The organism is Hymenobacter aranciens (genome assembly GCF_030580865.1).
Taxonomy (GTDB): Bacteria; Bacteroidota; Bacteroidia; order Cytophagales; family Hymenobacteraceae; genus Hymenobacter; species Hymenobacter aranciens.
Genome location: NZ_JAUQSY010000011.1, coordinates 168,102 through 192,759 on the forward strand (window position 1 = coordinate 168,102; position 24,658 = coordinate 192,759).

At 62.6% G+C, this 24,658-nt stretch carries 24 protein-coding genes; 6 read left to right on the top strand and 18 right to left on the bottom strand.

Annotated features, from left to right (window positions below; all coding sequences use genetic code 11):
• Positions 1-2: 2 nt before the first annotated feature.
• The 11 genes from plsX to Q5H93_RS17165 all read right to left on the bottom strand — a co-directional run bounded on the left by plsX (position 3) and on the right by Q5H93_RS17165 (position 12,550).
• Positions 3-944 carry a phosphate acyltransferase PlsX gene (gene plsX / locus Q5H93_RS17115; RefSeq protein ID WP_305007839.1) on the bottom strand — a complete coding sequence of 314 codons (942 nt, stop codon included), beginning with the start codon at positions 942-944 and terminating at the stop codon, positions 3-5.
• 118 nt (positions 945-1,062) lie between these two features.
• Positions 1,063-1,293, bottom strand: a complete 231-nt coding sequence (gene rpmF / locus Q5H93_RS17120) for a 50S ribosomal protein L32 (RefSeq protein WP_305007840.1) — start codon at positions 1,291-1,293, stop codon at positions 1,063-1,065.
• 64 nt (positions 1,294-1,357) lie between these two features.
• Positions 1,358-1,795, bottom strand: coding sequence for a YceD family protein (locus tag Q5H93_RS17125; protein WP_305007841.1), 438 nt, complete (start codon positions 1,793-1,795; stop codon positions 1,358-1,360).
• Between the two features lie 185 nt (positions 1,796-1,980).
• Positions 1,981-3,009, bottom strand: a complete 1,029-nt coding sequence (pdxA, locus tag Q5H93_RS17130; RefSeq protein ID WP_305007842.1) for a 4-hydroxythreonine-4-phosphate dehydrogenase PdxA — start codon at positions 3,007-3,009, stop codon at positions 1,981-1,983.
• 3 nt (positions 3,010-3,012) lie between these two features.
• On the bottom strand, positions 3,013-3,273 hold the full coding sequence (locus tag Q5H93_RS17135; RefSeq protein WP_305007843.1) for an Imm32 family immunity protein: 261 nt from the start codon (positions 3,271-3,273) through the stop codon (positions 3,013-3,015).
• Positions 3,274-3,275: 2 nt separating this feature from the next.
• Positions 3,276-4,736: a leucyl aminopeptidase family protein gene (locus tag Q5H93_RS17140; protein WP_305007844.1), complete on the bottom strand. Its 1,461-nt coding sequence runs from the start codon at positions 4,734-4,736 to the stop codon at positions 3,276-3,278.
• Between the two features lie 130 nt (positions 4,737-4,866).
• Positions 4,867-6,339: a TSUP family transporter gene (locus tag Q5H93_RS17145; protein WP_305007845.1), complete on the bottom strand. Its 1,473-nt coding sequence runs from the start codon at positions 6,337-6,339 to the stop codon at positions 4,867-4,869.
• A gap of 68 nt (positions 6,340-6,407) precedes the next feature.
• Positions 6,408-9,311 (bottom strand): TonB-dependent receptor, encoded by a 2,904-nt coding sequence (locus Q5H93_RS17150; RefSeq protein ID WP_305007846.1) that lies wholly within the window; start codon positions 9,309-9,311, stop codon positions 6,408-6,410.
• Between the two features lie 151 nt (positions 9,312-9,462).
• Complete coding sequence (locus Q5H93_RS17155; RefSeq protein WP_305007847.1) at positions 9,463-10,707, bottom strand: sulfate adenylyltransferase subunit 1; 1,245 nt, start codon at positions 10,705-10,707, stop codon at positions 9,463-9,465.
• Between the two features lie 141 nt (positions 10,708-10,848).
• Complete coding sequence (gene cysD / locus Q5H93_RS17160) at positions 10,849-11,763, bottom strand: sulfate adenylyltransferase subunit CysD (protein WP_305007848.1); 915 nt, start codon at positions 11,761-11,763, stop codon at positions 10,849-10,851.
• Positions 11,764-11,791: 28 nt separating this feature from the next.
• Positions 11,792-12,550 carry a phosphoadenylyl-sulfate reductase gene (locus tag Q5H93_RS17165; RefSeq protein ID WP_305007849.1) on the bottom strand — a complete coding sequence of 253 codons (759 nt, stop codon included), beginning with the start codon at positions 12,548-12,550 and terminating at the stop codon, positions 11,792-11,794.
• Between the two features lie 502 nt (positions 12,551-13,052).
• On the opposite strand from Q5H93_RS17165, the gene rsmA reads away from it, so the two are divergent.
• The 5 genes from rsmA (at position 13,053) to Q5H93_RS17195 (ending at position 17,408) form a co-directional block, all read left to right on the top strand.
• Positions 13,053-13,832 carry a 16S rRNA (adenine(1518)-N(6)/adenine(1519)-N(6))-dimethyltransferase RsmA gene (rsmA, locus tag Q5H93_RS17170; protein ID WP_305007850.1) on the top strand — a complete coding sequence of 260 codons (780 nt, stop codon included), beginning with the start codon at positions 13,053-13,055 and terminating at the stop codon, positions 13,830-13,832.
• 83 nt (positions 13,833-13,915) lie between these two features.
• Complete coding sequence (locus Q5H93_RS17175) at positions 13,916-14,935, top strand: NAD(P)-dependent oxidoreductase (RefSeq protein ID WP_305007851.1); 1,020 nt, start codon at positions 13,916-13,918, stop codon at positions 14,933-14,935.
• A 102-nt stretch (positions 14,936-15,037) separates the two neighbouring features.
• On the top strand, positions 15,038-15,511 hold the full coding sequence (gene greA / locus Q5H93_RS17180; protein WP_305007852.1) for a transcription elongation factor GreA: 474 nt from the start codon (positions 15,038-15,040) through the stop codon (positions 15,509-15,511).
• Positions 15,512-15,677: 166 nt separating this feature from the next.
• A complete protein-coding gene (locus Q5H93_RS24245; protein WP_369811056.1) occupies positions 15,678-16,532 on the top strand; it encodes a nuclease A inhibitor family protein in 855 nt (284 codons plus the stop codon).
• Positions 16,533-16,610: 78 nt separating this feature from the next.
• Positions 16,611-17,408 (top strand): enhanced serine sensitivity protein SseB C-terminal domain-containing protein, encoded by a 798-nt coding sequence (locus tag Q5H93_RS17195; RefSeq protein ID WP_305007853.1) that lies wholly within the window; start codon positions 16,611-16,613, stop codon positions 17,406-17,408.
• Between the two features lie 11 nt (positions 17,409-17,419).
• Here the strand turns inward: Q5H93_RS17195 and Q5H93_RS17200 are convergent, their stop codons facing one another.
• From Q5H93_RS17200 to Q5H93_RS17225, 6 genes are all read right to left on the bottom strand, one after another.
• Entirely contained in the window at positions 17,420-17,821 is a 402-nt protein-coding gene (locus Q5H93_RS17200; RefSeq protein ID WP_305007854.1) for a hypothetical protein, read from the bottom strand.
• A complete protein-coding gene (locus tag Q5H93_RS17205) occupies positions 17,805-18,569 on the bottom strand; it encodes a class I SAM-dependent methyltransferase (protein ID WP_305007855.1) in 765 nt (254 codons plus the stop codon). Before Q5H93_RS17205 ends, Q5H93_RS17200 begins: the two co-directional genes overlap by 17 nt.
• Positions 18,557-19,297: a DUF2071 domain-containing protein gene (locus Q5H93_RS17210; RefSeq protein ID WP_305007856.1), complete on the bottom strand. Its 741-nt coding sequence runs from the start codon at positions 19,295-19,297 to the stop codon at positions 18,557-18,559. Before Q5H93_RS17210 ends, Q5H93_RS17205 begins: the two co-directional genes overlap by 13 nt.
• 10 nt (positions 19,298-19,307) lie before the next feature.
• Entirely contained in the window at positions 19,308-19,703 is a 396-nt protein-coding gene (locus tag Q5H93_RS17215) for a DoxX-like family protein (protein ID WP_305007857.1), read from the bottom strand.
• Positions 19,704-19,802: 99 nt separating this feature from the next.
• Positions 19,803-20,714: a bestrophin family protein gene (locus tag Q5H93_RS17220; RefSeq protein WP_305007858.1), complete on the bottom strand. Its 912-nt coding sequence runs from the start codon at positions 20,712-20,714 to the stop codon at positions 19,803-19,805.
• Positions 20,715-20,810: 96 nt separating this feature from the next.
• A complete protein-coding gene (locus tag Q5H93_RS17225) occupies positions 20,811-22,223 on the bottom strand; it encodes a DNA/RNA non-specific endonuclease (RefSeq protein ID WP_305007859.1) in 1,413 nt (470 codons plus the stop codon).
• Positions 22,224-22,378: 155 nt separating this feature from the next.
• Between Q5H93_RS17225 and Q5H93_RS17230 the strand changes: the two genes are divergently transcribed.
• The gene (locus Q5H93_RS17230) at positions 22,379-23,104 is read left to right on the top strand and encodes a Bax inhibitor-1/YccA family protein (RefSeq protein ID WP_369811057.1); all 726 of its coding nucleotides are present in this window, start codon (positions 22,379-22,381) and stop codon (positions 23,102-23,104) included.
• Positions 23,105-23,191: 87 nt separating this feature from the next.
• Here the strand turns inward: Q5H93_RS17230 and Q5H93_RS17235 are convergent.
• Positions 23,192-24,658 (bottom strand): protein adenylyltransferase SelO (locus tag Q5H93_RS17235; protein WP_305007860.1); only part of this gene is annotated, 1,467 nt, incomplete at its 5' end.

Below are 24,658 nucleotides of genomic sequence, written 5' to 3' on the forward strand. Positions count from 1 at the left end.
AATTACGACTTAAACGTGGCCTTAATCTGGTCCACGATACCGGAATCGGCCATGTTGTAGCCCTGCATCAGCATGTTGCTGATGGCGCGGGGGGTGCTGCGGCCGTGCCCGATAATGGCGTTGTCGTTGATGCCCAGAATGGGCGAGCCGCCCACAGTCTCGTAGTTAAACATGTCGAAAAACGGCTCGTGCAGGCTTTTTTCGTCCATGATATCATAGATGGACTCGGCCATTTTCAGAACGATGTTGCCCGTGAAACCGTCGCACACTACCACGTCCGTTTTGTCGTTGAACAGGTCGCGGCCTTCGATATTACCCACAAACTGAATGTGCGGATTCACCTTCAGCAGCTGGTGCGCGGCATGAATAACGGGCGTGCCCTTGCCTTCCTCCTCGCCGATATTGAGCAGGCCAACCTTGGGTTGGGCAATGCCCAGCACGTACTGCGCGTATAGCGAGCCGAGCTCGCCGAACTGCTCCAGCATTTCGGGCTTGCACTCAGCATTGGCGCCCACATCCATCAGGATACCGAAGCCGCCGTGCAGCTTGGGCAGAAAGTTGGCAATGGCCGGACGCATTACGCCGGGCACGTTTTTCACCGTGAAGACGGCCCCGACCAGCATGGCGCCGGTGTTGCCGGCCGAGCAAAAGGCCTCGACCTCACCGGCCAGCAGCATCTTGTAGCCGACGGCAATACTGGAATCCTGTTTTTGCTGGAAGGCTTTGGCCGGGTGCTCGCCCATGTCGATGACCTGGGAGGCGGGCACAAATTCGAGGCTGGCAGCGGCGGCGCCGTGCTGCTGCAGGAAGGGGCGCACGGCGTCTTCCTGGCCGATGAGGACGATGGTGGCCTTGCCAGCCAGCTGCTCAGCGGCCAGCACGGCCCCGGCGACGGCGGCCTCGGGGGCAAAGTCGCCGCCCATGGCGTCGAGGGCAATTTTCATGAAACGAGGTGTTTGGAGAGGTCAGGCGGATAGGGTGTCACCAAAAAAGCCGGCTTCGCTGTCTGGGAAGGCAGCGAAGCCGGACTTTGCTGGTACCGCGAAGTAACAACCTCTACGGCTATTCCTCGTCGGTGTCGGTATCGGCAGCCGGGGCGGCGGCCACTTTCGAGTAGTTTTTGATGGCCAGCTGCCCGTTGTGGTACAGGTCGCCGTCCACTACGTAGGCTTTGTGGCGCAGGTGCAGCTCGCCGGTGTTCGGGCAGAGGGTCACCGCTTTAGGAGTCAGCTTGTAGTGCGTGCGGCGTTTGTCGCGAACGGCGGAGGAGGTGCGGCGCTTAGGATGAGCCATGAGGAGTTATGAATTATGAGTTTTAAGTTAAGAGTTTGGGAAGCGACTCGGGGCGCTGACGGATTCAGTTCAGGTTTTTGAGGGCGGCCCAGCGCGGGTCGGCCGGCTCGTCGTCATCGGGCTCGTCGTCGGACGAGCGGGTGGTGAAGATGAGCTTGGTTTCGGCGTCGGGGTTATCGTCGTCCTCGTTCTGGAAGCGCGGGTGCAGCTTCTTCATCGGCAGGGCCAGGCCGATGTAATCGTACAGGTGCTGGGCCAGTGGCAGAACCTGCGTGTCGGGCGTGATTTGCATCACGTTGTCATCAAGTTCCTTGGCCTCGTCACCGAAGCGCACCAGCAGCTGCTCGTTGAGGTCCAGCGGCTGGTCAAACTCGTCCAAGCTGCGGTCGCAGACCAGCTGCACGGTGCCAGTGATGTGAAAATCAAGCGTCATCACGCGCTCGGTCTTGTTCAACTCAACCACCGCGTGGAGTTGGCCCTCGCAGAGGGGTTGTTCGAACAAAGCAAAGAAGTCGGCTCCCAATTCATACTCGAACCGGTGCTGCCCGAGCGCCAGTTTGAAGATGGGAAGGTCGTAACGATGGTCTTTTTTCACGGCTAGCCGGTTTGCGGGGGTGCAAAAGTAGCGAAAATCCGGCATTTAGCCAAATAAAACGCCACACAAAGGGCACTCTCAGCACGATAGGTCTACCGGGCCGAGCGGGGCTGCGCGGCTTCCTGCCGCTTTCGCCACACCTCGGCGGCCATGTACACGGCGGCGCGGAACGACTCTTCGCTGGCCCGGAACTGCCCTGCCAGGCCGTAGGCGGTGCCGTGGTCGGGCGAGGTGCGCACCACCGGCAGGCCAGCGGTGAAGTTGACGCCGCGCTCGAACGCCATGAGCTTGAAGGGAATGAGGCCCTGGTCGTGGTAGAGGGCCAGCGTGGCATCGAACTGCCGGAACTGGCCGGTGCCGAAATAGCCGTCGGCCGGGTAGGGGCCGAACACGAGGTGGCCGTCGTGGCCGAACTGCTTCACCACGGGCGTCACTACGTCGAGGTCTTCGCGGCCGAGCAAGCCATTTTCGCCCGCGTGGGGGTTGAGGCCAAGTACGGCAATGCGCGGTTTCTGAATGCCAAAATCCTGCTGCAAAGACTTCATCAGCAGGCGGATTTTGGTGCGCAGCAAATCGGGCGTGAGCTTGGCCGACACGTCTTTGAGAGGCATGTGGCCGGTGACGGTGGCAATGCGCAGGGTTTCATCGGCCAGCACCATGAGGCTGTCGGCAGCGCCGAAGTAGCTGGTCAGGAACTCGGTGTGGCCGGGGTAGCGGAAGTCGTCGGCCTGGGTGTTTTCCTTGCTGATGGGCGCGGTGACGATGCCGTCGAGCTTGCCGGCCTTGAGGTCGCGGCTGGCGGCGAGCAGGCTTTCGCGGGCGGCGCGGCCGCTGGCGGTGGAAGGCTGGCCGGGCGTAAGCACGAAGTCTTCTTCCCAGCAGGTCACGGCGTTGAGGCGACCGGGGGCGATGTCGGCGGCATCGCGCAGCTGGCGGAAGGTGACGTGCTCGGCGTCGGGCGCGGCGGGGAAGTCATCGAAGAGCGCGGCGGCGGTACCGTAGACTACCGGCGTGCAGATGTTGAGCAGCCGCTCGTCGAGCAGGGTTTTGTAGATGACTTCGGGGCCGATACCGGCGAGGTCGCCCACGGAGAAGCCGAGGCGGGGGAGGGGGTGGGACATATACTATTTTGTCTTAACGACAATTAAGTCGATGGAATCATCTTCCAGCGCATTGTACTTATCAAGATGGAAGTCATAGCCATCACCAAAGTCGTCTTGAGCCAAGGTGAGTAACTGAGCGGCTAGAGAGATGAGGCCTGCTTTGTTACCTGTAATAACAACTCCGTCATGCCCCAAATCGACTTTTATCTCACAGTCATCAACCCAAGTGAACTCGAACCCTACGTAAGGATTATAGTCTGGTAATGTTATGGTAAACTCCATGGTTAATGGCTGATTTGACTCGTCAAAAACTCGTACAGCAGCCGCACGCCCGTACCCGTGCCGCCTTTGCCGCGGTAATTATTGGGCGCCGTCAGGTAGGCCGGGCCGGCGATGTCGAGGTGGACCCAGGGGTAGCCCACGGCAAAGCGCTCTAGGAACTTGCCGGCCGAGATGTGGCCGGCTTCGGCCTTGCCGAGGTTGGTGATGTCGGCGATGTCGGACTTGATGTGGTCGGCGTATTCGTCCCAGAGCGGGAAGTTCAGCAGCCGCTCGTGGACGCGGTAGCCGGCGGTTTCGAGGGCGTCGAGGGTGGCTTTATCGGCGGTGCCCATCATGGCGGAGGCTTCGATGCCGAGGGCGCGCACGGCGGCGCCGGTGAGGGTGGCGAGGTCGATGACCAGCGCCGGGTCGTATTTTTTGGCGAAGCTCAGGGCGTCGGCCAGGATGAGGCGGCCTTCGGCGTCGGTGTTGAGCACTTCTACGGTGAGGCCGGAGTGCATGGTGAGTACGTCGCCGGGGACGTAGGCCAGGCCGCCGGGGCGGTTGTCGGTGGCGGGCACGAGGCCGATGACGTGCAGGGGCACGTGGTTTTTGGCCAGGGCGTAGAGGGTGCCGGCCACGGCGGCGCCGCCGGCCATGTCGCACTTCATCATGTCCATACTGCCGGGCGTGGGCTTGAGGCTCAGACCGCCGGTGTCGAACACGACGCCTTTGCCGACCAGCACGTAGGGCTTGTCGTTTTTGGCGCCGGCGGGCTTGTATTCGAGGATGCTGAAGGTGGGGGGCTCGGGCGAGCCCAGGTTGACGGCGATAAGGCCGCCCATGCGCAGGCTCTCGATTTTAGTTTGGTCGAGGATGTCGGTGGTGTAGCCGACTTCGTCGCCGGCCGCGGCCATGCGGTCGGCCAATTGCTGGGCGTTGAGCTTGTTGAGTGGGGCGTTTACCAAGTCGCGGGCGAAAAGCACGCCGGCAATGATACCTTGCAACTCGGTGGCGGTGGCTTCGGTAGCGGCTTCGGCGACGAAGTTTACCGTGGTTAGCGCGGCGGGCTGCTGGCTTTTTTCGTCGGTTTTGTAGCCTTCGAACTGGTAGGTCGTCAGGGCCAGACCCTCGGCCAGCAGCAGGGCAGCCTCGGGGAGTTCTGTCAGATTATGGAGGTAGACGGCGGCTACTTTTTCGGCTTTCAGAGCGCCGTGGAGTTGGTGGCCGCTGCGGCGGCTGGCCTCGGCGACCTTGTTAGTATCGGGCTTATTGTCCAGCACCACGAAATAGTGCTGGTGGCTGAAGTGGTTGAGCTGAATGAACTTCTGCTCGGCAGCCAGGGCTTTTTCAACGTATTCGCGGGCGGCGGCGGGCAGGTCGCCGGCGGCTGGGGCGGGCAGGCTGGTGGTGCCGGCGGGCAGGATGAACACCTGGGTGGAGCCAGCCGGAGCGGCAGCTACGTGGGCAAGAGTAAGGGACATCGACGAAGGAGCTAAGAGGAAATATTCTTGCGAAGGTAGCCGCCAATGATGGTTGGTCGTTCTGGTGGGGCCTCCCGCAGAGGACGCGGAGGATGGCGCAGAAGACGCAGAGGCAGTTGGGCGCGGATTGTTAAAACAGCCCGCCTACCTTACGTAGTGCCCACAAGCTCCACACAATCACCATTGAACCCACGCCAATGAACATCCAGCGTATTGGTAGCTTACCCGCCAGGCGGGCGGCAATGGGCGCTGCCGCCACACCGCCCACGATGAGGCCGGCCACGATTTGCCAGTGCGAAATGCCCAGCACCGAGAAAAAGGTGAGAGCGCTGGCGAAGGTCACGAAAAACTCGACCAGGCTGACTGTGCCGATGACGTAGCGCGGCGTGCGGCCATTGGTAATCAAGGTGCTGGTGACCAGGGGGCCCCAGCCGCCGCCGCCGAAGGAGTCGAGGAAGCCGCCGGCGCCGGCCAGCCAGCCGGCGTTTTTCACTTGGCGGCGCTTTTCCTGCTGCTTGCGCAGGGCTTTGCTGATGATGCGCAGGCCCAGAATCAGGAGGTAAACTGCCAGCAGGGGCTTGATGTAGTTGGCGTATTGCTCGCCGAAGTACGTGAGTAGCAATGCGCCGCTTACTGAACCGAGGATGCCGGGCAGCAGCAGCACGCGGAACAGCTTTTTGTTGACGTTGCCGAAGCGGTAGTGCTGGTAGCCGGAGGCGCCGCTGGCAAACATCTCGGCCGTGTGAATGCTGGCGCTGACGGATACCGGGCTCAAGCCCAGCGACATCAGGCTGATGGCCGATACCACGCCGTAGCCCATGCCCAGCATGCCATCAATTAATTGGGCCACAAAGCCCACGCCCACGAAGGTGTAGAACGTGCCTTCGTTGCGCAGGAAGTGCCAGGCTTGCTGCCAGGTGACATAATAGGAGAGGATATTGAGGAAGACGAACAGCGCGAACGTGGCCAGGGCGGCCGTGGCCACGCGCCGCCAGTAGGTGGTGGCGGCCGACTCGTAGGCCGGGCCGTAGTGCGTGGCCTGGGGCCCGGCGTTGAAGGTGTAGAGCTGCTGGTTGACGTTCTCTTTCAGGCGCGTGCCGAGGTCGGCCAGGGGCTGCACCAGGGTGGGCAGGGTTTCTTCGAGGCGCTCGCGCAGGCGGCGGCCCACGCCGGGGCGGCCGTTGGAAGAAATGGCTACTTTCAGCTCGCCCTGCTGCACTACCGAGGGCAGGAAAAAATCGCACTCCTCGGGGGCGTTGGTGACGTTGGCCAGGAGCTGGCGGGCCTTGGCGGCGGCTTTTATGTGGCGGTTGAGGGCCGCATCGTTGGTGGCGATGAAGACGACGTCGTGGCCGCTCAGGTCGGTTTCGCAGTAGGGGCGGGCGTGGAGCTGCACCTGCGGATGCTGGTGGGCCAGCTCGTGAAACTCGGGCAGGAGGCTGGGCGCTACTACGGTTACCGCCGTAGCCGGGCTGTTTTCCAGGATGGCCGTGAGCTTGAACAGGCCCACCCTGCCGCCGCCCACCAGCAGCACGCGCAGGTGCTCCAGCTTCAGGAACACCGGGAACAGGGCGTTGGTGGGGGAGATGGGCGGTTGGCTCAAGGAGAAAGCGGACGGGGCGTTTGGGGCAACAGGCAAAGGGCGCGGTGGTTCAGAAAGCGGAAGTTGCGTTAGCGGATAACGGTATTGTCAAACGTCAGGGCTACGTAATAGAGGCCACCGATGGTCGGCCCGGCGGCGTACTGAATGTAGCGGTTGTTCAGCAAGTTGGCCCCGCCAACTTTGATGGTGGTTTTGAGCGTCGGCACGCGCAGGTTCACCTGGGCGTCCACGGTTTGATAGGCGGGCACCTGGCCGTTGGCCAGCGGACTTTCCCAGTAGAAGGAGCTTTGGCGGCGCCATACTACGTTGAAACCTAGGTTGGGTAGCACTTCGCGGTTGCCGAAGCTCAGGTTGGTGGCCCATTTCGGGGTGTTGAAGCCGGTGACGAAGATATCGGACTGGTCGTTGGCGGCCAGACTGTTGTAATTCACGTTGCCACCGATGGTGAATTTCTGGTAGAAATTGTACGTCAGGCCCAGCGTGGAGCCGTAGCTGTGATATTGGTTCAAGGCGTTGGTGTACACGCGGTAGCGGTCCTGGCGGGCGGCACGGTTGCTGTTGAGGGCCGCCAGTACGGCGTCGTCGGAGCCTACGGTCACCTGCTGGCCGCTGGCGTCTTTGGGCACGCTCACTTCCACCTGGCCCAGGAAGCCGGAATAGACGTTGTAATACGCGTCGGCATCGATGGACAAACGGTTGTCGAACAATACGCTGCGGTATCCCACCTCGTAGGCGTTGATTTGCTCCGGCTGCTCGGTGGGCAAGTTGCCTACTTTCAGCAGGTTGCGATTTGCGAGCAGCAGGGCGGCCTGGGCGGCGGTGCTGCCCGCATTGGCGGCCACGTAGGCATTCACGGCGGCGTTGAACTGTGAAATCGACGCTAGAGTGTAGGAGTTGTCGAGGTAATTCAAACCCTCGTTCACGCGGGCCAGACCGCCCACGCGGCGCACGTTGCCATTGTTCACAAACGACAGGGCCTCAAAGAGGGAGGGGAAGCGCCAGCCGTTCTGGTAGGAGGCGCGGACGTTGTGCTTTTCGGCCACGGTGTACACAGCGGCCACGCGCGGGTTCAGCTTGGGGCTGAATTCGGGGTTGTAGTCGGCCCGCAGCGAGGTGGTGAGCTTCAGGCGGTCGTGCAGCAGGAGCCTGGTGGCCTGCACGAAGCCGCCGACCTTCTTGTAATACTGATTGTTGCCGCCGGGCTGAGTGCGCTCGGCCAGCGGGCGGCTGAAATCCACGAAGTTGTTGCCGTCGGGCAGCACCTCATACACGCGGGCATCGGCCCCGAGCAGCACGTCGGCGAATTTGATGCGCGGGCCCAGGTTCCAGAGGCCCTCGGCGTGGTAGGTGTGGCTGCGCTGGGTGAGGGCCGCGCCGCCGGGGATGGGCGCGCCCGGCACGTTCACGCCGCTGTCCCAGTTGTTGGTATTGATAATTCTGTTTTTCAGCTCATTGAAAGCGGCGGTACCCGGTACGGCGCGGCCGGCATCGGCCACCACGCGGGCCTGCTGCATGGCGGCGGCCAGCGTGGCTCCGGCGCCGAGCTGACTTTGCAGCTCGGTACGAAACTTATTGCCCCACACGGCATTGGAGCCGTTTTGCAGGTCCATATTCAGCGCCAGCGGGTTGAGGTTGTAGGAGTTGCCGGTGTTTTCAATCAGCATGTAAGCGCGGGCGGTAAATTCCTTGCTTTTCAGCTCCAGCTTGTGGTTTTGCACCGTCACGTCGTCGAGCTGAATCTTGTTGCCGCGCTGAAACACGCCGTCCATCAGGCCGAAGCGGTAGCCATAGCTCAGCTCGGTGTTGTCGCTGAGCTTGTAGTGCAGGCTGGCGTCGGCCTTGATATTGCGCACGATGGGGTTCACCAAGTCCCGTTCGTAATAGCCGCTGCGGCGCACGTTAAACGTCTCATTGCGGCCGTTGTAGGGAATGGTAATGCTCACGTTGCCGGCGTTGTCGTCGCCGTAGCGGTTCCAGAGGTCGGCGGCGGGGTTGCTGGCGCCGCTCAGTTCGGAGAAGCGCGGGTTGGCCGAGGCCAGGGTTTGCGGATTCTGGTCGGTTTGGGTGTTGGCCAGCCAGTCGGTGCCGCGCAGGTAGCTGCCGTTTACATTGAAGGCAAAGCGGTTGTTGAACGCCTGGGCGTAGCGGATGGCCGTTTCGGTGAGCGCGCTCAGGTCGCGGTCGATGCCATCGACGTGGTTCACGCCCACTTTCTGGTACACGCTCAGGCCTTGGTAGGTGAAGGGGCTTTTGGTAGTCAGGTTGGCCATGCCGTTGATGGCGTTCATGCCGTAGAGAGCCGAGGCCGCGCCGGGCGTGATTTCCACGCTGGCCACATCCAACTCGGTGGGACCGATGGCGTTGCCCAACGGCACGCCCAGCGTGGCGGCCTGCATATCCACCCCATCCACCAGCTGCATGAACCGGAAGTTGTTGGGAATGTTGAACCCCCGGGTATTAGGTACTTTGAAAGTGAGGCTACTGGTGGTCATCTGTACACCTTTCACGTTTTCCAGCGCGTCGTAGAAGCTCGGCGCGGGCGTCTCCTTAATAGCTCGAATATCGAGCTTCTCAATGGCCACCGGCGACTTCAAGCGGCTTTCCTCCACCCGCGAGGCCGACACTACCACCTCATTCGTCAGAATACCCGCTGAGGCCAGCGTCACGTTCACGGGCTGGCTGGCGCTCAGCACTTCCACTTCCCGCGCTTCGTAGCCTACGAACTGAAATACCAGCACGAAAGGGAAATTCAGCTTAGCCTTCAGCTCAAATCGGCCCGCCGGGTCGCTCTGCGTGCCGATGGCTGCGCCTTTCACGCTGACACTCACACCGGGGAGAGGTTGCTGGCTACCTTTTTCCAGTACCGTGCCGCTGATGGCAATGAGTTCGGTTTGAGCTAGAATGGTTGGGGCTTGTAGTATCAGTAGCAGGAACAGCAGCCAGCCCAATGGGAAGGAATAACGTTGTTTCATAGACGGTTAATTTGTTTTTTGCGTGTCCTGGCCACCTCACCCCCTGACCCCCTCTCCTGCGGAGAGGGGGCACCGGTTATGCCCTTGCGCTTGGCTCCCTTCTCCGCGGGAGAGGGGCTGGGGGTGAGGTTGGCCGGGGGTGAGGTAGCGTCTACTCGGTCGCCTCCACCATCCCCGCCGCCAGCGTTGCGCCCGTCTGCTCATCGAGCAGAATGAAGGAGCCCGTAGCCCGGTTCTGCCGGTACGGGTCGGCCACGAGCGGGGCGGCGGTTTTGAGGCGCACCCGCACGATGTCGTTGAGCTGCGCCGACTCGGCGGCCGAGCGGGTAAGGGTTTCGACGCTGGTTTTGCTCAGCAGGGCTGATACCGAGGCTTTCACCAGCGCCGAGTGGTGCTGGAGGAGAAATTTCTGGCCCGGTAGCAGCGGCTGCTCGCTCATCCAGCACAGCGTGGCTTCGAAGGCGCGGGCGGCGGTGGTTTTGCTGTCGGCCACGATGATAGCATCACCGCGGCTCACGTCCACATCATCGCGCAAGCGGATGATGACGGCTTGCGGAGCCACGGCCGCTTCCACGTCCTGCTGGTTGATTTCCAGGGCTTCAATCTCGGTTTCGCGGCCCGAGGGCAGCACCCGCACCCGGTCGCCGCGGCGGTACACGCCGCTTTGCACGCGGCCGGCGTAGCCCCGGTAGTCGGGCAGCGCCTCGGTCTGGGGGCGAATGACGTACTGCACCTGGAAGCGCGGCTCGTCGGCGCTGGCGTCCACGGCCACATCCACGTTTTCAAGGTGTTCGAGCAGGCTTGGTCCGGCGTACCAGGACAGCGCGGCCGGGGCGCGGCGCACCACGTTGTCGCCGCGCAGGGCGCTGAGCGGGATGGCCACCGCCTCGGGCACGCGCAGCTTGCCAGTCACAGTGGCGTAGTCGGCCACAATGCGCTCGAAGGTGGCCTGGTCGTTGTCCACCAGGTCCATCTTATTCACCGCTAATACAAAATGCCGGATGCCCAGCAGCGCCGCGATGAGCGTGTGCCGTCGCGTCTGCTCGATAACGCCCTGGCGGGCATCCACCAGCACGATGGCCAGGTCGGCATTGGAGGCGCCGGTCACCATGTTGCGGGTGTATTGCACGTGGCCCGGCGCGTCGGTGATAATGAACTTGCGGCGCGGCGTGGTGAAGTATTTGTGCGCCACGTCGATGGTAATGCCCTGCTCGCGCTCGGCCCGCAGGCCGTCGGTGAGCAGGGCCAAATCGACGCCGCCGTGCACGGCGGGCCGGTTTTCGAGGGCCGCCAGCACGTCCAGCGACACCGAGTCGCTGTCGTACAGCAGCCGGCCGATGAGGGTACTCTTGCCGTCGTCGACGCTGCCGCAGGTGATAAAACGAAGGAGGTCCATAGAATGTAATGTGTTAAACTCCTGTCATGCTGAAGAAGGAAGCATCCTCTCACGCCGGAATACTAGCGGTGCGAATAGCTTAGTAATCCACTCGTTCAGACGTGATAAGATGCTTCCTTCGTCAGCATGACAGGCAACTTTTTAAAAATACCCGTTGCGCTTACGGTCTTCCATGCCGGCTTCCGAGATGTTATCATCGAGCCGCGTAGCGCCACGCTCGCTCACTTTGGCCAGCAGCAGGTCGGCGATGATGTCGTCGATGGTGGCGGCGGAGCTTTCCACGGCGGCGGTGCAGGTGGCGTCGCCCACGGTGCGGAAGCGCACCTGGCGCTCCACTATCTCGTCGTCGGCGTCGAGGTGCAGGTGCTCGCTGAGGCCCAGAAGCTGGCCGCTGGGCAGCACCACGCAGGTGCGCGAGTGGCCGAAGTAGATGGGGGGCAGGGTAATGGCTTCGCGCTGGATGTAGCGCCACACGTCGAGCTCGGTCCAGTTGGAGATGGGGAACACGCGCACGTTTTCGCCGGGCTGAATGCGGCCGTTGTAGATGTTCCAGAGCTCGGGGCGCTGGCGCTTGGGGTCCCACTGGCCAAACTCGTCGCGGATGCTGAAAATGCGCTCCTTGGCGCGGGCCTTTTCCTCATCGCGCCGCGCCCCGCCGATGCAGGCGTCGAAGCTGAATTCCTCGATAACTTCCAGCAAAGTGTAGGTTTGTAGCTGGTTGCGGCTGGGAAATTTGCCGGTGGCGTCGCGCAGGCGCTGCCGATGGATGGTGTCTTCCACACTCCGCACTACCAGCTTTTCGCCCAGCTCGGCCGCCAGTCGGTCGCGGAATTCCAGCACTTCGGGGAAATTGTGGCCGGTATCGACGTGAACCAGCGGGAAAGGAAAACGACCGGGCCGGAAGGCCTTCAGGGCCAGATGCACCAGTACGATGGAATCTTTGCCGCCCGAAAACAGCAGCGCGGGGCGCTCAAACTGCCCGGCCACTTCGCGCAAAATGTGAATGGCCTCGGCTTCGAGCCGGTCGAGGTAATCCAGAGAAGGTAAGGAACTCATTAAAAATAAGAAGAATGGAAAACAATGGTTAAGCCGGCAGCTTTTCCACTACCGGGTCGAGGCCCTGGGGGGCGGCGGTATCGTGCAGGCCGCATTCCTTGGCCGACTGGTCTTCCCACCACCAGCGCCCGGCCCGGAAATCCTCGCTCGCCGCAATGGCCCGGGTGCAGGGCGCGCAGCCGATGCTCACGAAGCCCTGCTGGTGCAAGGGGTTGAAGGGTATCCCATTGGCGCGCACGAAGTCCCAGCACTGCTCCCAAGTCCAGTCGAACAGCGGATGTACTTTGATGAGCTGGTGGCCGGCGTCCCACTCGGCCGGGTGCATGTGCTGGCGGTTGGCCGACTGCTCGGCCCGGATGCCGGTAAACCACACTTGCTGCCCCGCCAGGGCCCGCGCCAGGGGCTCCACCTTCCGAATGCTGCAACATTCTTTCCGAGCTTCTGCGCTCGCGTAGAAGCTGTTGGGGCCTTTGGCTCGGAGTAGTTGCTCCAGGCTGTCCTGACGCGGGAAATAGCTGGCAATTGGCTTGTCGTACTTCAGCAGGGTCTTATTCCAGGTCGAGTAGGTTTCCTGAAAATTGCGGCCCGTGTCGAGCGTAAATACCTCAATGGGCAGCTCGTGCGTGAAAATCAAATGCGTGATTATCTGGTCTTCCAGTCCGAAGGACGTGGAAAACACGGCCCGGCCGGGAAAGGCCGCCGCGGCCTGAGTAAGCATATCGAGCGCCGAAAGCCCGGCAAAATCATGGCGCAGGTCACCGACCAGCGCCTCCGATGCAATGTGCATGGTGCGAAGTGAATATGGCTTTTCCCGCAAGGAAAAAGCCTGACCAGTAAATGAGTGGGTGGGATTGCCGCCGCGGCCTGATGCCGCACGACTGGAAAAGGAACGGCTGCGCCAACGGCAGCCACAGAAAATAGAGTCCCGGCCGTGACGCTTAACGAAGCATCACCGGAGGATAAGGGGCCAGCAGGGGAGTAGGGTCAACCTCAACAGCTCGCCACGGCGGCCGTCATACAGACCGCCGCGCCCAGCCGACAACAACACGCTTGCGACACGGCAAGGGCGTTGGAGCGTAAAGAGCTGGTGTGACGGGAGATTTCCATTAAAACAATCCTTCGATGAAAGGTATTGAGCGGGACAAAAGTAAGCGCAGCACGATTAAATGTGCGCCTGCTGCCCTCTACTACCGCCAGCGGCGGCGTTTGTTTGACAAGCCGGGGCGCACATCCGGCGTCCTGCTACCTTTGCCCCAACGGTGCGCCGCTCGCATTGTTGCCCTCCTGCCGTGGTAAAACCTAAGAAACACCTCGGCCAGCACTTCCTGGCCGACCCCAACATCGCCCGCCGCATCGTGGCTGCCCTCCACCTGCCCGACGACGTGCGCCAGGTGCTGGAAATCGGCCCCGGCATGGGCGTGCTCACGCAGTACCTGCTCGAAAATTCGGCCTACACCACCAGCGTGGTCGAGATTGATACCGAGTCGGTAGCGTATTTGAAGCAGCACTACCCGGCGCTGGCGCCGCGCATTTTTGCCACCGATTTTCTGAAGCAGGACCTCGGCCAGCTGTTTCCCGGCCAGCCGCTGGCCATCATCGGCAACTTTCCCTACAACATTAGCAGCCAGATATTTTTCTCGGTGCTCAACAACCGCCAGCAGGTGCGCGAGGTGGTGGGCATGATTCAGAAGGAAGTAGCCGAGCGCCTGGCCGAGCCGCCGGGCTCCAAAACCTACGGCATCCTGAGCGTGCTCTTGCAGGCTTACTATAAGATTGAGTATCTGTTCACCGTGCCCGCGCACGTGTTCGTGCCGCCGCCCAAGGTGGAGTCGGCCGTGGTGCGGCTGGTGCGCAACGACGTGGAGCAGCTGGACTGCGACGAAAAGCTGTTTTTTCAGGTCGTGAAGCAGGCGTTTCAGACGCGGCGCAAGACCTTGCGCAACGCGCTCAAGCCCTTCGGGATGCCCGCTGAAACGACTACGGACGCTATTTTTGAGAAGCGGGCCGAGCAGCTGGGCGTAGCCGATTTCGTACGGCTGACGCAGCACGTGGCCGAGCACCGGGCGTGATGTAGCGCGGACTTTGTAGTCCGCGAGTGCGAACGTTCTGACTCGCGGACTACAAAGTCCGCACTACTTTCTACTTCAAACTTATGTCCACCAACCCCCTGCAAGAAAAACCCTGTCCGCCGCCCAAGCGGGTATCGTCCGGCGTGTGCCTGGTCGTTGATGAAATGCATCGCTCGCTGCGCCAGGATTTTAAGAACATCGGCGTCACCATCAAGTACTGCCCCGACCTCTCAGCGGCCGAGGTGCCGGAGGCGCTGGCCGGCTTTCCCTACGAGGGCTTGGTGGTGCGCAGCAAGCTGCGCATCACGGCAGCGCTGCTCAAAAACGCACCGCACCTGCGCTACGTGGCGCGGGCCGGAGCGGGCACCGATAATATTGATATGGAGGCTCTGGAAGCCGCCGGTGTCGAGCTCATCAATGCGCCGGAGGGCAACCGTACGGCGGTGGGCGAGCACGCCGTGGGGCTGCTGCTGGCCTTGTTCCGGCACATCCCGACGGCCGACTACCAGGTGCGCCACGGCCGCTGGCTGCGCGAAGACAACCGCGGCGAGGAGCTGGCCGGCAAAACCGTGGGCCTGCTGGGCTACGGGCACATGGGCCGCTCCTTTGCCCGCGTGCTGCGCGGGTTCGATGTCGAAGTTATTGCCCACGATATTGACCCAAAATGCGAGTCCGACGGCAATGCCAAACTGGTAAGCCTGGCAGAGCTACAGGGCCGTTCCGACGTTATCAGCCTGCACATCCCGTATTCCAAGGCCAATCACCATTTCATCAACGACGCCTTCCTGACGGTGTCGGAGCGCAACTTCTGGCTGCTGAACACGGCGCGGGGCGAAATCCTCGACCACGCCGCCCTAGTGCGCGGCCTGCGCGGCGGCTACGTGCGCGGCGCCGCCCTCGACGTACTCGAAAACGAGCGGCTGCACACGCTGAACGAAGCGCAGGGCAAAGTGTTCGAGTTTCTGAAAAACGCGCCCAACGTGGTGCTCTCGCCCCACATAGCCGGCTGGACGCACCAGAGCTATGCCCGCATCAATGAGGTGCTGACGCGCAAGCTGGCCGATTTTCTGGCCCGCCACCCCACCAATGCGGAACCGCGCTAAGCGGTTTTGTGTATCTTTGTACTGAACCTAACGAGGGAGAACGGTTGGCAGTGCCAGCCGTTCTCCTTGTTTTTTAGCCAACCCGATTAAGAACTCCCACTCATGGCCACCATCAACTATTACTCTGCCGAGGGCCTGCAAAAACTCAAGGACGAGCTTCAGGATTTGAAAATTCGCGGCCGTGCCAAAGCCGCTGAGGACCTGCGCGAAGCCCGCGACAAGGGCGACCTGAGCGAAAACGCCGAGTACGACGCCGCCAAGGAGGCCCAGGGCCTGCTGGAGCTCAAAATCTCGAAGCTGGAAGAAGTAGTCGGCAACGCCCGCCTGATTGATGAAACCAACATGGATTTCAGCAAGGCGCTTATCATGAGCAAGGTGAAGCTGAAAAACCTGAAGAATAACATGGTGCTCGACTACATGCTGGTGGCCGAGGAAGAAGCCAACCTGGCGGCCGGCAAAATCTCGGTGAAGTCGCCGATTGGCCGCGGCCTGCTGGGCAAATCGGTGGGCGACACGGCCGAAATCGTGGTACCCGCCGGCAAGCTGCAGTTTGAAGTGCTGGAGATTTCGCGGTAGGTTTGAGTATTCGGTACAAAGTATTGAGTAGTTAGAAGTAATTCCGCCCGCCTGGGTTATGAAATCAAGAAGGCCCGCGCCATCAGGCGCGGGCCTTTTATGTTTGTGTTACGTAGAGCAGCCACGTCCAACTACTCAATACTTCATACTGACTACTCAAAACACTATGCCTTCCATTTTCTCTCGCATCGTTGCCGGCGAGCTGCCCGCTTATAAGGTCGCCGAAGACGCCGACCACCTCGCTTTTCTTGATATCACGCCGCTGGTGGAAGGCCATACGCTGGTCATTCCCAAGAAGGAAGTTGACTATATCTTCGATTTGCCTGCTGACGAGCTGGCGGCGCTGCATCAGTTTGCGCAGCGCGTGGCCAAGGGGGTGAAAGCGGCCGTGGACTGCCGCCGCATCGGTGTGGCGGTGATTGGACTGGAAGTGCCACACGCGCACATTCATCTCATTCCCATGAATAAGGTGGCGGATATGAACTTCGCCAACCCCAAAATCAAGGTGCCCGAAGAACGGATGCAGGAGCTGGCTGCCGACATTGCTGCGAAAGTAGAAGGCGGCAGTGGGCTGGAAAGCGACAAAAAAGCAGAGGCGGCCAAAGCTCAATCAGCCGGGAAGCCGGCCGCTGATGCCACTTTGCAGCAGCTGCAGGAACTGACCAAAGGACTGTTCTTCGTGAGCGAATCGGAGGCGCCGCTGGAGGCGGTGAGCTACGAGGTGCCGAGCGGGGAGCTGACCGATGCCGTTCTTCATAAAGTGTTGGTAGAGCCGGTTTCAGCCAAAATCGAAAAGCTGGAGTTGGCGCAGTTCCTGCGCAACCACACGGCCGACGACGGCGTGCTGGGCGACGTGGACCTGGCCAACCGCTATAAAGCTCTGCAGATGTTCATGAAGCAGGAGCTGAGCGACACCAGGGTGTACCGTGTAGGTAGCGGCCCGCAATTATACGCCTACGCGCTGGGCCACTCGGCCGAGGGCAAACTGACGGGCTTCAAGACGATGCTGACGGAAACCTAGGCCGAAACCAGCGGCCGATTGGTAAATGTGAAAGGAAATTGCTACGTTTGAAGCCAATTCACTTTCATCTGCATTCCCATGGAAACTCCCGACTGGTTCGACGAATCTCAGTTTGTACCCACTGCGGCCGACCGGCTGCCCGCCGCCGACATCGACGAGCTGTTCGAGCAGGCGTTTGACAACCCGGGCTACCGGGCCGAGTTTAACCGCCGCCTGCCCGACAGTAACCTGTGGGTACTGGTAGAGGAAGTGCCCAGTGCGGAAGACGCTGTTGGTGAGTTGATGCCGATAGCGCCGCTGCAGCTTTCGGACGGTAGTATGCCGCTGTTTACTTCCGAAGCGCGGGTGCGCGAGGCGGAAGACCTGCCGGCCCACATTCGGTGGATACAGCTGCGGGCCCGCGAGCTGATGGCGCAAATGCAGGGAGTGGACTACGTGCTAAACCCCTTTTCGTCCAAGCAACTGACGCTGAGAGCCAGCGGTATCCCGGCAATGCTGGCGGGCCACGAGCACGACCCGGGCCTCATGATGAGCGATTGTCCGGTGCCCGCATCAGGCCAAGTCACAATTGACCTGGACAAGGAATTTCCGACCGGGATGGTAGATGCGCTGCAGGCCCTGCTGAGCCAGCACCCGCGCGTGCGCGAGGCGTATATGCTGTATATAAAAGCGGATGCGCCCGACGCCCTGAGCCGTTATCACATGCGGATTGAAGTAGACGGCAGCGAAGAAGTAAAGCAGCTCATGACGGAGATGCAGCCGGTGCTGCGGGCCTTTATGCAACGCGATGAGGGCTTTGAGCTATGGACCAGGCTGGGTGATGATGACATGGCCGGGTACATGCGCGAACGCGGACCGATTTACGAGCGGGTGTAGCGGCCAGGTACTTAGCCCGGCCCCCGGGCTACGAGTAGAAATACGGCACTCAGATAGGTCCAGCCGGCCGCGAATACCACGTGCACAATGGTTTCGAAGCGCTTGCCACGCCAGAGCTGCGGCGAGTAGCCGAAAAACTGCACCAGCAGCCGGGCCAGCCAAAAGATGCCGCAGCCCAGCGCCACCTTGCGGCCCAACGGCGTGCCTACCAGTTCGGGTGCTGAGGTGAAGCAGAGCAGGCCCATCAGCAGCACGGTGAAGGCCACGAAAAAGGTGTGCACGTACATCATCTGGCGATTAATGAGACTGACGGGGGCAAACTCCTGGCGCCAGCCGAAGTAGCGGGCGAAGCCTGCGTGCAGCAAGGCCAGCAGCACCAGGAAGAAGCCGATGACTTTAAGCTGCGTGACCATGCGCGCTCAGAATGAAGGACGTGATGAAGGGCGTGAGGCTCACTTCCTGCCGCAACTGCAGGCCGGCCCGGGCGAAAGTGTCCAGCCAGGCGCGATGTGAATGAAAGTGCAGGAAACCAATATTGTAAGCCAGGAAGTTGGGCCAGTCGCGCAGGTGCTCCGTCACGACGATGAAGCCCCCGGGCCGGGTGACGCGCCCCAGCTCGCGGAAGAACGCAGCGCGCTCGGCCGCGTCGCGGATTTCGTGGGCGGCGAGGAAGGCATAAACGGCGTCGATGGAGGCCGTGGGCCAGGGTAAGGCGGCGCTGGTGCTCACGGGCAGGATGCCGGGGGCGGGCGGGTAGGCGCGGCGGGCGCGGGCAATGGAGGCCTCGGTGTGGCGGGCAGGGTCGTAAAAGTCGGCGGCCAGCAGCTGGGCGGGAGCATAGTATTGCTGGAGCGCGGGGCTGATTTCATCGAACCCGGCGCTTAGGCTGAGAATAGTAGCGCCAGGCGGCGGCGTGATGGGCAGCCAGCGCAGGCGGTAGAGTGCCGAAAGGTCGTAAACCCAGATGGTGGCGGCCAGCGAGCTAAGCACTGGCAGCAGCAGCGCCGCCAGCACCAGCCAGAGCCAGGGGTGTAGCGTCTGCGGGCCGAGCGTAGCCGCCAGCGCCAAGGCCGCGGCCAGCCCCAAAGCCAGCCCATAAAACGGCCAGTTGAACCGCACCACGTTGCCCACGCCCTGCCCAAATTTCCTTAGTGCTGCCATGTTTCGGAGCGGCCTTTTTTCCAGGAATAAGGGATGTTGCGGACCAGAAAGGCATTGGCCAGCAAGCGTTTCGAGAACGCGAGCTGCGCGAAAAAGCCGACCTGGGCCTCGGTGACGGCGACGGGCTGGGGTTGCCAGTGCTCGCGCACTCCCTCGATGATGATAACCTGCTGGCCGACGACGGAAAACGTGAAAGGCAGCGGGCCCGCAAAGCGGCGGGCGGCCGCCCAGTCGGCGAAGGGCGACTGCGGCGGCAGGAGCACCGGCGCGCCACCGGTAGGCAGCTGGATTTCGACGCGCAAATCACCTTGCTGTGACTCCACGCGCAGACGTTCGGCGGTGAGGTGCTGAGCGATGTCGACGGTATGGTAGTTGTAGTGGGTGAAGAGGTTGCCGCCCCAGCTCATGCGGTGCCGGTTGGTTTCGGAGCGCAGGATGTAGAGGCCACGCAGGCGCTTGCCCCGGGCATCGGGGTAGCGCACAAAGGCGCGGTAGCCGAGCAGGAAAAAGTCCTGGCCCAGCCAGCGCGGAAAGCCCTGGGGGCGCAGGTTTTGGGTCTGGACCATAGCCACGGCGATGAAGCCCCAGTCGTCATCAAACGAATCGACGACCAGCGGGGCGGGCAGCAGGGCCTGCAACTCGGCCCGGGGCACGGCGAAGGTGAGCACCAGCGAGTGCTCGAAGTAAGCTTCGACGGCGAAGGGATGGGTTTGGAGCCAGGCCAGCATGACGGTCTGTTCAGGAAACGGAGGAGCGGGCCCGACGGCCACCGTGAAGGTACAGCAGCAGGCAGAATAAGGCGGCAAACACGGCATTGGCGCGGCCCCAGAGCAGCAGGTCGGGCGCGAGTAGCGCTTCCAAGGTATTCATGCTCAGCACGAGGCAAATTTGCACGGCTACGCACCAGCGGGGCCGCCAGCCGCTGAGTACCCAGACGGCGATGCCGATTTCACCCAGCCCAATGAGGCGGGTAAGCACCTCGGCGTGAGTGGGGCCAAGGATGCGGGCCACGATGGTGGCGTGGCGCGGCACCAGCAGCAGCACTTTGCAGAGCAGGCCGTTGACGAGCCATACCAGGGCGATGAGGTAGTGAATAGAGCGGTGCAGGCGGGGCGGGAACATGGATAATGCCATGCTGAATGCAGTGAAGCATCTCGCATGTGGCAGTAAACCTAATCAAAAGGAATTACTGCTGCATGCGAGATGCTTCACTGCATTCAGCATGACGCTCTTCTACATTAGGTAGTACGACTCCGGCTTTAGCGGGGCCGGCACCTCGGTTTCGTGCAGCAGCTGCCGGAGGTTGATTTCGATGGTGCGGGCAATGGCCGTGACGGGGGTGTCGGTGGGCTTGTTGTTGAAGGGGTCCTGCAGGTAGCGGGCGGTGCGCTCGAGCAGGAAGAAGGACGTGGCAATGGTGAGCAGCAGCGGCGCCTCCCAGATGCCGATGGTTTCGACCAGCCCGAGGCTGAGGGTGGTGAGGAAGACGTAGATAAACAGGTAAACCAGCAGGCGGTAGCTGGTGGGGAAGATGGTGCTCTTGATGCGCTCGGCGCGGCCCATTGAGTCGCAGAGGCGCAGCAGGGTCGAGTCGAGCTGCACTTGCTGGAAGTCGTTGAGGGCCTGCTGCTGGTAGAGGGTTTTGAGCTGGGCGGTGTGCAGGGCTAGCAGGGCCAGGGGTTTGTTGGCGTGGTTGGGCAGCTCGGCGAGCTCGGCGGGGGTGAGGTAGGACGCGAGGCCAGCCAGTGGGTCAAGGCCGCGCAGCGACTGGCCGAGGCTGTAGCACCAGGCCATCTGGCGGTAGGCCAGGCGGTGCAGAACGGAGTCGGGGGTGTCGCGGCGCAAATGGGCGTCGGGTACGAAGGTGCTGACCTGCAGCAGCAGCGTGCGCGAGTCGTTGACGATACCGCCCCACACTTTGCGAGCCTCCCACCAGCGGTCGTACGACTGGCTGATTTTGAAGGCCAGCAGCAGCGAAATGCAGCCCCCCAGAATGGTAGGCAACTGCAGCGGAATCTGGGGCAGGTAGCCGGCGAAGTAAAACTTCACTACCTGGAAAAAGATGGAAATGAGCAGCACCCGCACCACGTCGGGCATGATGCGGTTGACGATGTAGGTGAAGGGAAGCTTGGTATCGAGCAGCATGCAGGCAAGGGGCGGCCGGGTAAGAGCCGGTGGTTGGCCCCTGAACCCGGCAATAGCAGCAAGGGTTACACCTTTAACTACCTTTTAATCCCAGCGCTAGCGTTGCAGCCGGGCCTGGGCGGCGGCGGGCAGGGCGCTGAGCAAATCGAGCCCGGTGGCGGCTTCAATCTTATCAACCGAGGTCTGATACTTCTGCCAGTCAGGGTCGATGGCATTGTCGTTCGGCGTGTCGACGGCAATTACTTTGCCCTGGCCGGCGGCGAGGCGCTGGAGGTCGTTGGCACCGGCGGGGAGCAGCACGACAACTTTCCAGATGCGGGCGGGCACCATCACGCGGCCCTGGTCGAGCGTCTGGGTGAGGCCTTTGGCGCCGGTGCCGCCGCGGCCGTAGCAGCCCATGAGCACGTAGGCTTCCTGGCCGGCTTCGACCTGCTCGCGGGTCCAGGCTTCGAGGTGGTTCCAGGTTTTCTGGTTGTTGTTGGGGGCCTGGGGCACCATGTTGGTCATGAGGAAGGTGGCCGAGTTGTCGTCGAGGGTCGCCGAGCGGTCGGCGCTGGGGCAGTTGTGGCCGCGGTCGAAGCCCGAGCTACTGTAGCTTTTGGGCGTGACGGGGTAGAAGGGACGGGGCAGGGCGGGGTCGGGGCGGAAGTCGTCCTGCCGGGGGGCGGCGCCGCTGATGTCGGCCCGGCCGAGGTGCCAGCAGGTCCAGGTGGGGGTGCCGCGCTGGGCGTTGTAGCCGGTGGCGAACTGGGGGCGGGTGAGGAGGTAATTTGTCGTGGCAGTAGGGTTGGCGGTGGCGCCGGAGGGGTTGCCGAGCAATAAATTGTCGTTGTCGGACTTGGTGTTCGGGGTTTGGGTGTTGGGTGTTTGGTTTTTGGTATTGGGTATTTGGTTTTGGGTGTTGGGGGCGGTGGCTATGACTGTGCCGGTTTCCAGGCTGATGTTGTCGATGTTGAGGCGGTTGTCGCCGCCGCTGGTTTTGCGGATTTGCAGGCGGATGGGCTCGGTGGCGGTGCCGGCAAAGGTGCTGGTGACGAGCTTCGGGCCTTTAGTGGCGATGGGCTGGCCGTTGCGCTGCCACGTGCGGCCGCCGTCGCGGCTGAGCCACAGCTCCCAGGTGCTGGGGCCGTCCTGGCCGTAGGCGGCAGCCTGCAGGCGAATGGTGCGCACGCCGGCCGGGGCGTTAAACTGCATGGTGAGGCGGCCGAGGCCGCGCAGGCGGGCGGCGTGCTCGCCGGCCTTATGGTCCTGGTCGGAGGCGCCGATGAGGGCATCCTCGAAGCGCCAGCTCCCGGTGGCGAGGGTTTCATCGGCCGGGGCGTAGGCGCCCTTGCTGCCGGTTTCGAAGGTTTCGAGGAAGGGCGCGGCAGTGGGCGCGGCCGGGGTTTCGTAGACCACGGCGGTGGCGGGCGGGGCGGCGGGCACGCCGGTGGCGGCCATTTCGCGGGGCGACTGCTGGGTGCAGGCCAGCAGGGTGAGGGCGGTGAGGAGCAGGGAAGGGGTGTGCATGTAGCGCGAACTTTGTAGTTCGCGTCCCCGCGCCGTTCCAGTCGTTGAATCGGCGCGGGGACGCGAACTACAAAGTTCGCGCTACATCGCGCTATTATCTGGCGCCGTGCGTAGCTTAGCGCCCGTTCTTCACCTTTTTCAACAACCTACTCTTTATGGAAGAAAACGAATTTGAGCGGATGCCGCAGCAGATAACCATCCCGGCGGAGGAAGCGGCGGCGGTGCAGGCGCAGTTTATCACCCGGGTATTCGGCTGGATGGCCGCCGGGCTGGGCCTCACCGGGGGCGTGGCCATGCTGGCCTCGGCCTCGCCGACACTGATGGAAATGGTGTTCGGCAACCGGCTGGTGTTCTTTGGGCTGATTATCGCCGAGTTTGCGGTGGTGGGCTTTCTCTCGGCCCGGGCGTTTGAGTGGAGCCGCACGCAGGTGCAGGCGGCCTTCATCGGCTACGCGCTGCTGAATGGGCTCACGCTGAGCTTTATTTTCCTGGTGTACACCTTCGATTCCATTGCCTCTACGTTCTTTATCAGCGGGGCCACGTTCGGGATTATGAGCTTGTATGGCTACTTCACAAAGCAGGATTTGCTAGGCTGGGGCAAGCTGCTGAGCATGGCTCTCATCGGGCTGGCCATTGCGATGGTGGTAAACTTCTTTCTGATGAGCTCGGGCGTGTCGATGATTATTTCATTCGTGGGGGTGCTGCTGTTCGTGGCGCTCACGGCTTACGATACCCAGAAGATGAAACAGCTGGCGCTGGTGGGCTACGTGCAGGGCGAGGAGTTCACCGATAAGGCTTCGGTGCTGGGCGCGCTGACGCTGTACCTGGATTTTATCAACCTGTTTTTGTTTCTGCTGCGCTTGTTTGGGCGCCGGCGCTAAGTCGGTTGAAGCAAGCAGTGAAAAGCCCCGCTGGCAGTTGGCCGGCGGGGCTTTTTTAGTGATTAAATCTGACTGCTGCCGGCAGCCCTACGAGCTGCACGAGAGCGTGGCGCAGCCGGGCAGGTCCCAGGCCCAGGCGGGGCGCTTGGCGGCTAATTCTTCGTGTTCGGGTTGCTCGTCGTAGGGCTTTTGCAGCACCTGCAGCAGGGTTTCGAGGTAACTCAGGTCGCCTTTTTCGGCGGCCTGGATGGCGTTTTGGGCGAGGTAGTTGCGCAGCACGTACTTGGGATTGGCGGCCAGCATGGTGCGGCGGGTGGCCTCGGGGGCGGCAGGCTCGTGGCGCAGGCGGGCGAGGTAGCGGGGCAGCCAGGCCAGCAGCGGGGCGGTGCCGGGGTGGGGCTGGGGCAGGTAGCCGGCTTCGGCGAGCAGGGTTTGGAAGGCGGCTTCTTCGCCGGTGGGGGCGGCGGCGAGCAGGGCGGGGGCCAGGTGCGAGAGGCGGCGGAAGAAGATGGTCATGTCCACCTCGGCTTCGGCCAGGGCTTCGGGGAGGGCGTCGAGCAGGGCGGAGTCGTCGGGCAGGTCGTGGAGCAGGCCGAGCTTCTGGCGGAGCAGGGCGGCGCGGGTGGTGGCCAGGGTGGCGCGGTGGCGGTCGAGGCCCTGGTTGAGGTCGTTGGGCTGGGCCACGAGGGGCACCAGGGCCTGGCCGAGCTGCCAGAGGTTCCAGAGGGCCACGGCGGGCTGCTGGCCGAAGGCGTAGCGGCGCTGGCCGAAGTCGGTGGTGTTGGGCGTCCAGGCGGGGTCGTAGGGCTCCAGCCAGCCGTAGGGGCCGTAGTCGATGGTGAGGCCCAGGATGCTCATGTTGTCGGTGTTCATCACGCCGTGCACGAAGCCTACGCTCATCCACTGCGCCACCATCACGGCCGTGCGGCGGGCTACTTCCTCAAACCAGCGCAAATACACCTCCGGCCCGGGCGCGCCCAGCGCGGGAAAGTGGTGGCGGATGACGTAATCGGCCAGCGCGCGCAGGTTGTCGATTTCGCCGCTGGCGGCCAGCAGCTGGAAGTTGCCGAAGCGCACGAAGCTGGGGGCCACCCGGGCCACGATGGCCCCGGGCTCGGCCTGGGGGTTGCCGTTGTAGAACATGTCGCGGACGACCTGGTCGCCGGTGCCGACGAGGCTCAGGGCGCGGGTGGTGGGCACGCCGAGGTGGTGCATGGCCTCGGAGCAGAGGAACTCGCGCACCGAGGAGCGCAGCACGGCGCGACCATCGGCGCGGCGCGAGTAGGGCGTGGGGCCGGCGCCCTTGAGCTGGATTTCCCAGCGCGTGCCATCGGGGGCGGCGAGCTCGCCGAGAGCGATGGCCCGGCCGTCGCCGAGCTGCCCGGCCCAGTTGCCGAACTGGTGCCCGCCGTAGCGGGCGGCGAAGGGCTTCATGCTGCCGGTGACGAGGTTGCCGGCCAGGGCATCGACGGCCGGCCCGCGCGCCGGGGGGCGGGCCAGACCCAGCCGGGCGGCGAGGTCGTCGGACCAGGCCAGCAGCTGCGGGGCGGCCAC

Excerpts from the sequence above, each read along its gene's own strand:
- Q5H93_RS17175 (WP_305007851.1), top strand. The coding sequence starts at position 13,916 with ATGTCCACCAACCCCCTGCAAGAAAAACCCTGTCCGCCGCCCAAGCGG.
- Q5H93_RS17200 (WP_305007854.1), bottom strand. The coding sequence starts at position 17,821 with ATGGTCACGCAGCTTAAAGTCATCGGCTTCTTCCTGGTGCTGCTGGCC.
- cysD (WP_305007848.1), bottom strand. The coding sequence starts at position 11,763 with ATGAGTTCCTTACCTTCTCTGGATTACCTCGACCGGCTCGAAGCCGAG.
- Q5H93_RS17225 (WP_305007859.1), bottom strand. The coding sequence starts at position 22,223 with ATGCACACCCCTTCCCTGCTCCTCACCGCCCTCACCCTGCTGGCCTGC.
- Q5H93_RS17150 (WP_305007846.1), bottom strand. The coding sequence starts at position 9,311 with ATGAAACAACGTTATTCCTTCCCATTGGGCTGGCTGCTGTTCCTGCTA.
- Q5H93_RS17210 (WP_305007856.1), bottom strand. The coding sequence starts at position 19,297 with ATGCTGGCCTGGCTCCAAACCCATCCCTTCGCCGTCGAAGCTTACTTC.
- Q5H93_RS17205 (WP_305007855.1), bottom strand. The coding sequence starts at position 18,569 with ATGGCAGCACTAAGGAAATTTGGGCAGGGCGTGGGCAACGTGGTGCGG.
- plsX (WP_305007839.1), bottom strand. The coding sequence starts at position 944 with ATGAAAATTGCCCTCGACGCCATGGGCGGCGACTTTGCCCCCGAGGCC.
- Q5H93_RS17220 (WP_305007858.1), bottom strand. The coding sequence starts at position 20,714 with ATGCTGCTCGATACCAAGCTTCCCTTCACCTACATCGTCAACCGCATC.
- Q5H93_RS17230 (WP_369811057.1), top strand. The coding sequence starts at position 22,379 with ATGGAAGAAAACGAATTTGAGCGGATGCCGCAGCAGATAACCATCCCG.
- Q5H93_RS17140 (WP_305007844.1), bottom strand. The coding sequence starts at position 4,736 with ATGTCCCTTACTCTTGCCCACGTAGCTGCCGCTCCGGCTGGCTCCACC.
- greA (WP_305007852.1), top strand. The coding sequence starts at position 15,038 with ATGGCCACCATCAACTATTACTCTGCCGAGGGCCTGCAAAAACTCAAG.
- Q5H93_RS17155 (WP_305007847.1), bottom strand. The coding sequence starts at position 10,707 with ATGGACCTCCTTCGTTTTATCACCTGCGGCAGCGTCGACGACGGCAAG.
- Q5H93_RS17195 (WP_305007853.1), top strand. The coding sequence starts at position 16,611 with ATGGAAACTCCCGACTGGTTCGACGAATCTCAGTTTGTACCCACTGCG.
- Q5H93_RS24245 (WP_369811056.1), top strand. The coding sequence starts at position 15,678 with ATGCCTTCCATTTTCTCTCGCATCGTTGCCGGCGAGCTGCCCGCTTAT.
- Q5H93_RS17135 (WP_305007843.1), bottom strand. The coding sequence starts at position 3,273 with ATGGAGTTTACCATAACATTACCAGACTATAATCCTTACGTAGGGTTC.
- rpmF (WP_305007840.1), bottom strand. The coding sequence starts at position 1,293 with ATGGCTCATCCTAAGCGCCGCACCTCCTCCGCCGTTCGCGACAAACGC.
- Q5H93_RS17165 (WP_305007849.1), bottom strand. The coding sequence starts at position 12,550 with ATGCACATTGCATCGGAGGCGCTGGTCGGTGACCTGCGCCATGATTTT.
- Q5H93_RS17215 (WP_305007857.1), bottom strand. The coding sequence starts at position 19,703 with ATGGCATTATCCATGTTCCCGCCCCGCCTGCACCGCTCTATTCACTAC.
- pdxA (WP_305007842.1), bottom strand. The coding sequence starts at position 3,009 with ATGTCCCACCCCCTCCCCCGCCTCGGCTTCTCCGTGGGCGACCTCGCC.